The 10,743-nt window shown below is 58.4% G+C and carries 9 protein-coding genes and 3 pseudogenes; 2 read left to right on the top strand and 10 right to left on the bottom strand.

The features are described from left to right. Window positions 1–1,086 precede the first annotated feature (1,086 nt). The gene (locus tag E5K04_RS15745; RefSeq protein ID WP_136555803.1) at window positions 1,087–1,656 is read right to left on the bottom strand and encodes a hypothetical protein; all 570 of its coding nucleotides are present in this window, start codon (window positions 1,654–1,656) and stop codon (window positions 1,087–1,089) included. A 409-nt stretch (window positions 1,657–2,065) separates the two neighbouring features. Between E5K04_RS15745 and E5K04_RS15740 the strand changes: the two are divergent. After that, window positions 2,066–2,421 (top strand): annotated as a pseudogene (locus tag E5K04_RS15740) (transposase); the annotation flags it as partial. On the opposite strand, the gene E5K04_RS15735 reads toward E5K04_RS15740, so the two are convergent. The 3 genes and pseudogenes from E5K04_RS15735 to E5K04_RS15725 form a co-directional block, all read right to left on the bottom strand. Further along, entirely contained in the window at window positions 2,387–3,022 is a 636-nt protein-coding gene (locus tag E5K04_RS15735) for a nucleotidyltransferase family protein (RefSeq protein WP_136555801.1), read from the bottom strand. The pseudogene E5K04_RS15740 and the gene E5K04_RS15735 sit on opposite strands and share 35 nt — an antisense overlap. Before the next feature lie 579 nt (window positions 3,023–3,601). Next, entirely contained in the window at window positions 3,602–4,483 is an 882-nt protein-coding gene (locus E5K04_RS15730) for a DNA methyltransferase family protein (RefSeq protein ID WP_136555800.1), read from the bottom strand. Window positions 4,484–4,716: 233 nt separating this feature from the next. Continuing rightward, window positions 4,717–6,136 (bottom strand): annotated as a pseudogene (locus tag E5K04_RS15725) (IS3 family transposase). A 73-nt stretch (window positions 6,137–6,209) separates the two neighbouring features. On the opposite strand from E5K04_RS15725, the pseudogene E5K04_RS15720 reads away from it, so the two are divergent. Beyond that, window positions 6,210–6,551 (top strand): annotated as a pseudogene (locus E5K04_RS15720) (ISL3 family transposase); the annotation flags it as partial. A gap of 47 nt (window positions 6,552–6,598) precedes the next feature. Here the strand turns inward: E5K04_RS15720 and E5K04_RS15715 are convergent. The 6 genes from E5K04_RS15715 to E5K04_RS15690 all read right to left on the bottom strand — a co-directional run bounded on the left by E5K04_RS15715 (window position 6,599) and on the right by E5K04_RS15690 (window position 10,410). After that, window positions 6,599–7,093, bottom strand: a complete 495-nt coding sequence (locus tag E5K04_RS15715) for a GNAT family N-acetyltransferase (RefSeq protein ID WP_136555799.1) — start codon at window positions 7,091–7,093, stop codon at window positions 6,599–6,601. After that, a complete protein-coding gene (locus tag E5K04_RS15710; protein WP_136555798.1) occupies window positions 7,090–7,356 on the bottom strand; it encodes a type II toxin-antitoxin system TacA family antitoxin in 267 nt (88 codons plus the stop codon). The genes E5K04_RS15715 and E5K04_RS15710 overlap by 4 nt, the downstream gene beginning before the upstream one ends. A 150-nt stretch (window positions 7,357–7,506) precedes the next feature. Further along, entirely contained in the window at window positions 7,507–8,082 is a 576-nt protein-coding gene (locus E5K04_RS16785) for a DUF6155 family protein (protein WP_205700398.1), read from the bottom strand. Window positions 8,083–8,146: 64 nt separating this feature from the next. Further along, window positions 8,147–8,476 (bottom strand): H-NS histone family protein, encoded by a 330-nt coding sequence (locus E5K04_RS15700; protein ID WP_168929264.1) that lies wholly within the window; start codon window positions 8,474–8,476, stop codon window positions 8,147–8,149. Window positions 8,477–8,653: 177 nt separating this feature from the next. Then, on the bottom strand, window positions 8,654–9,838 hold the full coding sequence (locus E5K04_RS15695; protein ID WP_136555796.1) for a tyrosine-type recombinase/integrase: 1,185 nt from the start codon (window positions 9,836–9,838) through the stop codon (window positions 8,654–8,656). Then, window positions 9,835–10,410: a hypothetical protein gene (locus tag E5K04_RS15690; protein ID WP_136555795.1), complete on the bottom strand. Its 576-nt coding sequence runs from the start codon at window positions 10,408–10,410 to the stop codon at window positions 9,835–9,837. Before E5K04_RS15690 ends, E5K04_RS15695 begins: the two co-directional genes overlap by 4 nt. Between the last annotated feature and the right edge of the window lie 333 nt (window positions 10,411–10,743).

Raw genomic sequence — 10,743 nt, 5'->3', positions numbered from 1 at the left:
ATCCGGGCATGAGCAAACCTGCCTCAGCCCGCTACAAGACAACAAACTGGGCGAGTATGATGCTGCGCTTGAAGAAGTATTCGGATGGTGTGAATAGTTCAGACGGCGCAGGTGCAGGCGCTGCATGTCCATTCCAACACGCTGCTCCAGCGTTTTTCAGACAATAAGCCTCCTAAATGCAACGGTTGCCGCCACTTACGTCATCTGCAGGGCGCACCCAAAATCGAAGCTGACGAAATACTGGCGGCGTGGGGCACGCATGTGGATCGGGCGCGCGACGTCACGCCAGCGCTGGCCAGGTGTATTACACACGAGCGCTGGAATCGCGGGTCTCCACAACCCGACTGACACCCTATCCGCCATTCCGCTTTTTCCAGTGCGTCGTCGTCCAGTCACGAAAAAAGCAGTTGGCCAGACAAAAGGTGGGCGTTATTCGGGGCAGACATTTAAGGGGATGCCGCGCGGGGGGATGAAAATTCAGCCGTGGTCGCCGGTGGTGTTCAACGGGTGCACGGGGCAGACATTTAAGGGGGCTTGCCGCTCGGGGGAAATCAAAATCCAGCCGGGCTTGTCGGTGGGGGCACCGCTTGAAGGGGCAGACATTCAAGGGGGGTATGGCTCGTGGGTGAAATCAAAATCCAGCCGGGCTTGTCGGTGGGGTTCACCCGCTTCACGGGGCAGACATTTAAGGGGGGCATGACGCGTGGGGGGATGAAAATCCAGTCGTGGTCGGCGGTGGGGTTCACCCGTTTCACGGGGCAGACATTTGAAGGGGGCTTGCCGCGCGGGGGAAATCAAAAACTAGATTTGACCATCGATGGGGTTACCCGGCTTCAGGGGGCAGACATTTAAGGGGGCTTGCCGCGCGGGGGATCTGATGGGTGCGTCGAGGGCGGGAAGTGGAGGGCGGCCGGACATTTCTTTCTTGTTCTCGCAAAAGCCCCACGAACTGCGACGCAATCGATGGCGGCCACGTGCCAATGCACCCCTCGCCTAATATCCCGTCCGCCAAAAAGCAAAACGCCCAGCGCGGGTGCGTGGGCGTAGGTGTTGGATGGCCGGGTCGCTGGCCAGCGGGCGGTTGCCCTAAAGCCGAAGCAGTAAGTCTTGCACGTGGTCGTCCTCGGAAATGTCGAAACCATTGCCGGGATTGCTGTTGGTTTCCAGCGCGACCTCGCTAATAACTTGAGCCCACTGCCGCGTGGAGTAGGGTGAATTGTCGATGATCATGTTGGCTTGTCGAAGACGTAATAAAACCGTGGAAATTCTTTTGCGGGTATCGACCATTTGCAGTGCTTGCTCAGCAAGACGCCTGCATCGCTTGTGCGTGAAGTAAAATGCCCCGGAAGAGTGCAGCTTACGCATGACCAGTTCATTCGAAACATGCTTAGGGTACCAGTCACCATTGAATGAATTTCGCATCCACTCGTAAAAAAACCAGGAGGCAGAACACTTTGTTTTGCTAGAGCGATGGCGGAGACTGATTCGGCCTTCATAGAATGGCTGCAGCGCGTTGAGCAGGTAGCTGGTTTCCATTAACAGCGCGTCGATTCGGTCCAGCTCATCGTGAAGCCGGTCAAGCGTACGCTGGTCGTCGGCTCGTTCGAATAAAGGCAGCTTCTCGTAAAGGTCGCCAAGCTGGTTGCGTTTGGGCATGTCTGTCTCCTTGCCAGGTCGGTCAGCGGGACCCGCGCGGCCAGACCGGCGGGCGGTTCTGACGTCAGGCTAGACCGCGGCGCTGTAAACAATAGCGCGAAGCTGTCAGACGGCAGGCTCGAACTTCACCCTATCGCTGACATAAGCATTGGAGGAGCGATGTAGCAGGGGGTCAACAAGTACATCGTTTAGATGGCGAAGGCGGAACTCGGCTTCCTAACACGAACTACCTATCCGGCCTCCACCCATGCGCGTACCAGATCAGGGGCAGGTGCCCGGCTCGAGGGGGAGCGAAGCGCGCGGTGCGCTGACCCAGCGTCGACCCGTCGGGCAGCACCAATGCGCTAGCATGCACGGCGAGGGCAACCAGCTCGCGATGACATGGGGATTGCTCGTCGAAATTCCCGTGACGGTGACGGCACCCACATTCCGAGACATCCTTAACCGCTGATGGTTGGAGCGCAGATGCCAGTATTCGTGGTGGTGGATGGCCACCACCCGACCCACAAAGCCAAGTTGGTGCGGGAGTATGTCGAGCAGCAGCGCGGAAAGCTTCGGCTGCTCTGTTTTCCGCCGTATTCGCCGCAACTGAACCATTACGAGCAGGTCTGGGCACACGTCAAACGTCAGGCGTCGAGACAGTTTGTGCAGTCTATAGACGAGATGAAGCGGATGGCGCTAGGTGCATTTCGGCGAATTCAGAAGCCACCCAAGCTGATCAGATCATTTTTCAGCCAGCTAGAGTGCCAATATGCGGCGATGTGAAAATACTTCTGAAAATCTTAGTACTTATTGAATCCGACAACCACATGAAATTACGCTTGAACTTCTCGTGGCTTTCGATATTGCTTTGAATGTCTGCCACATCCCATATTTGCAACTCCCACGGGAAATAGTAATTGCTCTTGTTATTGAAGTGCACATGCAGACATCGATAGCCGACCTTGTCGCGTATATACCAATTCTTCAGGCCTAGCTCATCCTGCCACGCATCCAGCAAATCCATGACAGCTTCGATTTCAGCGGCGGACAGAATGATTCTGGCGCCAAAAATATCATTCAGCCAGTTGTTGACCGGGTATTGGTCTTCGCGGTTGGCGAAACGCCCGATCTTGTCGTCAATGCTCTCCCGCGTCTTCACGCGGTAAAAGTATTTGATGTCGATCTCCGCCATCATCAGGTAATCATTGACGCTCTCGTGCAAGGCGAGGCGGTAGCGATAAATATGCGCGTGCGGCACATGCTTGATGGTTCTGGACAGGTTGATCTTTTCGATTTTGTCAGTCTCGAAAAAGTCATTCGAAAAATCACGATGCAAGCGATTGATCTCGCTGACCAGTTGCTTGACTTGTTCGATCTTGTCCATGCTACTTCTCCACGACTTTTGCTTTGCTCAAATTTAAATAGGGGTAGAAAAGTCCTGCTCGAGCAGTGGATTCAAGCTAGTGCCAATCATAGCTTCTTCCAATATGATACTGCTTTTCGTTATCATGAAGGTGGATTTCAATCGTATTTCTTTGACGCCTTGCTGGCTCCGACGCCGAGCAGGCAACGTAGCTAGGTGTCTGGCTCAGCGAGAAGGGCTTGCCAAACTGTGCGACAGTTGTGCCACAGCCTGTTTTGTTGCTGCCGCCGTGGGCTTGCTGGTCGACGGTAAGATCGGTGGTGGGCGAGTTTAAGACTGTTCGGGATCGGTGCTATACTCGTAGCGAGTGCACTGTTTTTTAGGAGGGAAGCTGAATGAACGCTTCTTTGTCGATCCTGCTTCTGTTTGCGCTGGTCATGCTGTTTTTTTCCTACGTGGACAGCAAGCGTCCTGAGCGGCCGAAAAAGCCCGGACAATCTTGATTCCCCAACCGCTAGCCATCCCTCGGATTGCTGGCGGTTTTGTTTTGCCGACAGAAAAAAGCCTCCAGCGTCTAGAAAAGACGTGGAGGCGGGTGGATCAGGCTTTACGCAGCGTCAGCATCACCGTTTGCACCCCGGTGCCCTCTGCTTTGAAGGACTCCGGTGGGTTTGGGATCAGCAGGCTGCCGCTCGATTGCAGCGCGCGCAACTGGTCGTAGAGCTTGCCGGTGCGAAACTGCACGCCGGCCGACAGGATTGCCGCCAACTGTCCGCTGCGGCGCAACCACTGCATGGCCTGCAATACAAGCCGGACATCGGCACTGCCTGCAAATGGCGGGTTTAGCACGGCGGCGTCGAAGATCGGCATCGGTTCGACGCTCAGGAAATCCCCCTCGTGGATCGTACAGGCCGGGTACCGCTTGCGAAGTGCTTCGACCAGCGCAGGCTGGATCTCGACGCCGGTGAGCAGGTGAGGCGCGCCGGTGATCTCGAGGACCGCGTCGATCAGTCGCCCGACGCCTGCATTTGGCTCCATGATGTGCATATCGGGCTTCAGGTCGATCAGCCGCACGAGCTGGCGTGCCAGCGCCGGCGGCGTCTGGAAAAAGCCGAAGGTCTTTTGCGGATCGAGCACACGGTTCTCGGGAATCAGCCTGGTGAGCAGGAAGGTGTCGATCAGCTCGGCCGCGTCGGTGTCGAATACGTGCGCCTTGTCTTTGCGCGACCACTTGCCGCCCAATGCTTGCAGCAGCTTGTCGAGCGCGAGGTACAGCTTGCGATCCAGTTGCTCGACCAGCCGCACGCAAGTGCCCTCGATGCGGGCGGCGGACAAATGGTGCAGCAGGATCTCGTCGACACTGACCGGCGCCGGGCGGAAGCGGGTGGCCTGTGCGAGGTCCGCCGGCGCGGGCGGTTGTTGGAAGACCGGGACGCTGGCGGCTGCCGGCAGCGGCAGGTCGGCGAAGATATCGAGTTGCATGGTCATGCTCTCCTTGGAGTGACGCCCGGCGGGCGCCTTCGATTGCCAAGGAAATGAGCGACATCGGAATGGGTCACATGTATTCGAATGGTGAGGTCGTGAATTGTTGTACGAAATGCCAAGCAATCACGGCCGTTGGCATCGACCGGCGGGATCTTGGCGTCGCCCCAGACGCATGCAAGCCATCACCGAGACACGGCAACGGCGTTTGTCAAAGTAGTTGTCGCGTCATCTCATGCGGCGGCGTTGGCTGAAACCGGCAATTCCCGCTCCGGATTCAGCCACACCGCTTCTGCCAGCGACCAGTTGCGCACTTCACCCGACCAGCGCGCAGGATTGGCAGCTTTCGCCCGCTCTTAGACTTCTTTACGTCTCGCTAGAATCTCGTCCGCAACCCCCTGGTGGCGTTGCTGCGGGGTCACGAACTTCAGCCCGCTGTGCTTGTGTGCGTGGTTGTACCACTGCACGAAGCCCTGCACCCATTGCCTGGCTGCCTCCAAGCTGGCAAACGGCTTGCGCGGGTAGCCCGGTCGGTACTTGCAGGTGCGGAACAGCGACTCGGCGTAAGCGTTGTCGTTGCTTACCCGCGGGCGGCTGAACGAGGCGACCACACCCAGTTGCTGCATGGTGGCCAGCATGGTCGAGCCCTTCATCGCCGCGCCGTTATCCGAGTGCAGCACCAAGGGCTGCAGTGGGCAACCTTCGGCCAGCCGGCCCCGTAGCAGCAGTCGGCTGGCCTCCTGCATCCCTTCGTGCGGGTGCACCTCATGCGCCACGATCTTGCGGCTGTACACGTCCATCATCATGTACCAGTAGTAGTACTCGCCCTTCACCGTGCTGGCCAGGTAGGTGATGTCCCACGCCCACAGTTGGTTGGGGCCGTCGGCACGATCTGGCTGGGCGGCAGGCTGGCAAACTCGGGGCTATTGGCCACCGCCAGCAGCCTGCGCCGCTCGTCGGCGCTCAGCTTGTTGGCCGGTTCGGGACGGTCACCGAATGTCCGCCCATCTTCCTTGAGCGAGCCATCCTCTCGCTGCCATCGTTGCAGCGTCCGTTCGCTGAGCCCTAGTTCCCAGCAGGCATGTGCCCGCCGACAGCCCGCATGGACGGCCTCGTCCAGCAAGGTCACGATTTGTCGGCGATCCGGGAGGCGGATCAGTCGTCCGCGCCTTCCCCCCAGATCGCGTTGAACTTTTTTCGCAGCACCAGCAAGGCCGCCGCTTCCGCCAGCGCCTTCTCTTTACGCACCAGTTCGCGTTCCAGCTTCTTGCTGCGTTTCTTCTCCTGCGCCAACTGCTCACGCAGACCCTTGGACTGGTGCTGCACCCCGGCATTGGCGTCGAGACATGCCTGTTTCCATTCGCCGACCTGCTCGACCAGCAAGCCGCGCTGACGGCAGAACTCGGCCAGTTCTGTTTCGTTCAGGGCAGCGGTTTCGAGCACGATGGCGAACTTCTGGGCAGAGGACCATGCCTCCGGGCGGGGACTTGCTTGTGACACCAGACTTCCTTGTTCCTTGAGTTGCTTGCGCCAATTGTAAAGGGTTTGTGTGCTTACGCCGGCCACACTGGCCAGTTCGGCCACGGTCAGGCATTCGGGAGGCAGCAACCTGCGCAACAGGGCTTCCTTGCGCTCGGGAGAATACGGTTTCAAAACTCGGCCTTGCCCACCCCGGACTCAAATATTCAAATCAAATAGAGGCGACAACTATCTTGGCAGCCGGGGGGAACTACTCGCCGCCAACCAGCCCTTGGCAACGGTTTATGTGCTCAAGGACGCACTGAAGGAAGTCTGGTACGCCCCGAGCGTGTGGGAGGGCTGGCAGCGCTGGCGAGCTTGGCAGCGACAAGCTCGGGATAGTGGTTTGGCACCGTTACAGCGCTTCGCCAAAAACCTCAGACGCTATATCCGCGGCATTCTCGCCAGAGCCCGTTTCCCGATGCATACCAGCTTGCTGGAGGGCGTGAACAACCGTATCAAGGTGATCAAGCGCATGGCCTATGGCTTCCGGGACTCCGACTACTTCTTCATGAAAGTCAAGGCAGCCTTCCCCGGGAAAGCGCGATGAACCTAAAAAATACAAGTCTTTTATAGGGCAAAAAACCGGGCCAGACATTACAAGTTGGCATGTCCCAGGCGCAACATCAACACCATCGGGTCTGCTGGAGAGGCCTGGAATCCGTAATATTCATAGAACAGCTTGGCGCGCTCGTGCAGGGCATGCACGAGTAAAGCACGAACGCCTGTATTCTGCGCAACGTTCACTGTACGGTTGACGGCATCCTGCAGCAGTGAACCACCAAGCTTGATGCCTTGGGCACGGTGGTCGACCGCAAGTCTGGCCAGGACAATCACGGGCACAGGATCAGGCATGTTTCTACGCACACCGCCTGTCGCAAGTTGATGCGATACGGCACCAGCCGCCATTGCGTAGTAGCCATAAACACGACGTTCTTTATCAGCAACGATAAAAGTTCGACTGGCTCCACTTACCTGATTGGCCATCCCCCGACGCTTGAGCCACTCATCCAGCACCGGCTCGCCACAGGAAAAATCGGCGAAATGATGATCCGATGTCAGTGGCTGCGGCGCGATAAGGTCAAGGCTCATGCCTTGTCCCATGCAGGCTTCAGCGCTAACAGGCGTTCCAGCCCCGCGTTGGGCTTGGGTGACGCATCGAGCAGGTCAACAAACTGCTGGAATTTGTCGGCGTCCAGCGTAAAGTGCACCTGATCGAGCACTACCGACTGGGCGCGCTCGCAGGCGGCCTCTAGCATGAAGTCCGAACGATTCTTGCCCAACAAGTTAGCGGCGTGATCAATGAGGTCGCGCTGCTCCGGCAGGGCGCGTAGATTTATAGCAGCAGCACGCATGGCGAGGCCCCTAGCGTATATACATTAGATACACAAAGGGTAGATGCGCGTGTAGCTATTGTCAATACACTTAGAACCAATCAAGGCAGCGGGCTCGCCCGGGTCAGCTTCCGGGATGGCCAGTTCTCTGCCTTTAGCAAGCCGCGACCTTCAGACCGGTGGAGTTGATGCGCCCTCCGCCAGGCCGACATCCGCCCAAAGCTGATCAAAATCCTCAGCCACACCCCAACCGACATTGGGGCTCTGGTCACGCACCTGCTCGAGCCGCCCCAAATAGGGCACCTGCTGCCCTTGTGGCAGGGCAAGAACGTATTTCAAAGCCTGCTCGAACATCCGCACCAGTGCGTCGTAAAAGCTTTCGTCCTCCACCCCACGCCACGTCAGAAGATTGAATGTCTCTTCGCAGTAGAACACCGTCAGCTCGGCCAAGCCTTCCGGCTGTCCCAATGCCTTCTTGTAATCGCTGATCGCCTTCTTGGCTTTGGAAACCGAGACGGGTTTGCGATCATCGGCGGGGTTGATCCATTGCGTGATCGTGGCCTTGTAGGGATTGAGCGGGTCATCCCCCAGTCCCAAGCGGGCATTCAGGAAGGCCTGGTTATCCTTGCTTGCTGCATAGAGATCCTTGAGCAGATCAAGGAGGCCGGCACGATCCAGATCGGCCAGTCTTGTTTTGACATCACTCCAATTAGGGGTATTTTTCCGCACTATTGTCATCACTGACATTTCCATGATCGATAAAAAAAAATGGCCCCAGACGTGTCTGGAGCCATTTTGGGGCCATACTGGATTACTTGATTTCGATGGTTTCCAGATTGCCGCCTGCAGCCAGGTACTCTTCCACCCAGCGCGGCTTGCGGCCGCGGCCGGTCCACTCGTTGCCGCTGGCGTCGCGGTACTTGGCCGCGACCGGACCACGCGAACCCTTGCCGCTGGCGGCTTGCTTCAGGCCTTCCACGTTGACGGTCAGGCCGGCCGCGCGGGCGATTTCCAGGATCTTTTCAGCGGCTTCGCGCTTGGCGGATTCTTTTTTGCCTTCCAGTGCAGCGGTCAGCTTCTCGATGGCCGCTTCGATTTCAGCTACCGATGCGGTATTGGTGTCGATGATGACTTCGGACATTGTTTTCCCCATGATTATTTATTAGGCACGCACGGCAGATGCCGTTTCAGGTTTGCATATTAAGACATCGCGTATTTTATTGCAATGAATCCATGGGTAGGCGAATTGAAATTATTCGTTCACACAGAACATCATAAATCGGACATAAGCAATGAAATCCAACCATCACCACCCCACTCAACCCCGGCCTATCCGCAGCTTTTCCATATCCTGATGCCGCGCATCCAGCTCCGTATGCAAATACCGGCTGGTCGTACTCAAGTCCGCATGGCCCAGCGTGTCTTTCACCGAATGGATCGACTGGCCAGAACTGGCCATCCATGAGGCTGCCGTATGACGCAGCCAGTGCGCAGACGCGGCCTCGAGCGCACCCGCCTCGTCCGATCGACCATGGTCACGCAAATAGTCCGCGGCCTGCCTAAAAAGCTGCTTCAAAATAATATGCGCCGCCTGGCGGGTCATCGGTGCCGCATCCAGTCCGCCGCCCTTGAGCGGCTTGACCTTGCACACCAAGGGTAAATGCTCATTCGCCGCAGGCGTATCCGGCAAACCCAAGCCTCGCCGATAGTCGGCCAGCGCCGCCATTAATTCGCTATTGACCGGCACCTGCCGGTGCTTGCTCCCCTTGCCCAATACATCCACATACCAGCACAGCTTGCCGCTGCGGTTGGGCAAGGCGTACAACTGGCTCATCCGGGTCTCCACAATCTCGCTCACGCGCAGCCCGGTCAGCAGGGCCAGCGTCAACAGCCAGCGGTTACGGGCCACGGCCCGCACAGTCAGGGGCGTGTCGCATGGCTGTGCGGCCAATACCGTAAACACCGTCTGGATCTGCGCCTCACTCAGCAATCGCGTAATCCGTCGGTCGCCGCGCTGTCGTTGCTTGCGCGCCAAGGTCAGCGGGTTGCTGCAAAGATAGCGCGCTTCGACCAGCCAGCTGAACAACGCATTCAGCACGGACATCGACAGGCGGATCGAGCTTTCGCCAAGCGGCCCCGTGAAGGGTCGCCAATCGGGGTGACTGCGCCGATGCCGGCACGGGGAGACCCAAAATGCGGCGGGCTGGGGGTTGGCCAGGAACGCCCGGTACAGCACAAAATCTTCATGCCTGAGGTCGGACAGGGTCGCCCCGCGCAAGGCCGCCCAACGGTAGAGCCGGTCGGCCTCGCGCAGATAGCTCTCTCGCGTATGCGCGGACTCGGCCACATTGGCCAGCCAGGCGATCACCGCCTCGCGGTCATTCTGGGCACGCAAGCGACAGCTCTGGCCAAGATTGCGGTTGGCGCCGACGGCCTGCGCCAGCATGCCGTGCAAGGCCGGCAAGGGCTGCGCGTCGAGTAGCGCGATCTCGGTGTCACTCATACCGTCACCTCGCGCGCTGCGGGCCGCACGATCCGTCCGGTCGTGTAGAAGTAGTCGTCAAACAGCACCGCGCCAAACCAGTCTTCCCCTGCCGGGAAGCACACCAGAAATTGCAGCGTTGCCCCCGCGCCGCGTACGGCCTTGATGTAGCCATCGGCATCCCCCTCCTCGGCCAGGCCGCAGCTCGCATGGCACGCCACGCTTTCATACAGTTCGGCCGCCACGGATGCTGCCTGAACGACCGCCCCTGGCTGGGACTGCCCGGGCCGACCTTGCTGCTTTCGCTGTGCCCGCAACGCTTTCAACTCCGCGGCGCGCAGCTTCGGCAAGGCGGCCAGCGCGAACAGCCAGTGCGCCGGCCGGCCGGGGTTGGCGGCCACCCGACTGGCGTTCGCGACCGACACCCCCCACAGGAAGGCGGCGTCCGACAAGGACAGTCCTTTCTCACGAAGCGCCCCGTGAAACTCGGCCTTGCTCAGGGTGCGCGGTTGCCAGGGTGGATTCGCCGCACCGGGAGGGCGGGTGAAGTCGTTTCTCTTTGCGGACATCGGGTGTCGCCCTTCGATTTTCATGCTGGTGATGTTTGCGCATATGCAAAAGTTTTGCCGCGATCAGCTTGATTTATATGGATTCTACCTTTTCATCGTCGATCATGCGACGCGGCCTGACGCAACCTTTGATGGGCAATTTTAGCACTATTGCATCACGTCTTAACATTATTGGTCTAATGTCAAAACATCAACAGTAAAAGCACATTTTGTGGCGCATTGTGGCGCATTGCTCTTAGGCTCACTCGCCAAGACGTGCTCAGCTACTGACAACCACGACGCACGGCAACCCAGCCATCACCACGATGTACCGCCCGCAACACCCCAACGCAACGGTCGAACCGACAATACGCAGAT

This window comes from Crenobacter intestini (assembly GCF_004919095.1).
In the GTDB taxonomy this organism is placed as follows: Bacteria; Pseudomonadota; Gammaproteobacteria; order Burkholderiales; family Chromobacteriaceae; genus Craterilacuibacter; species Craterilacuibacter intestini.
This window is presented reverse-complemented; position numbering and strand designations above follow the sequence as displayed.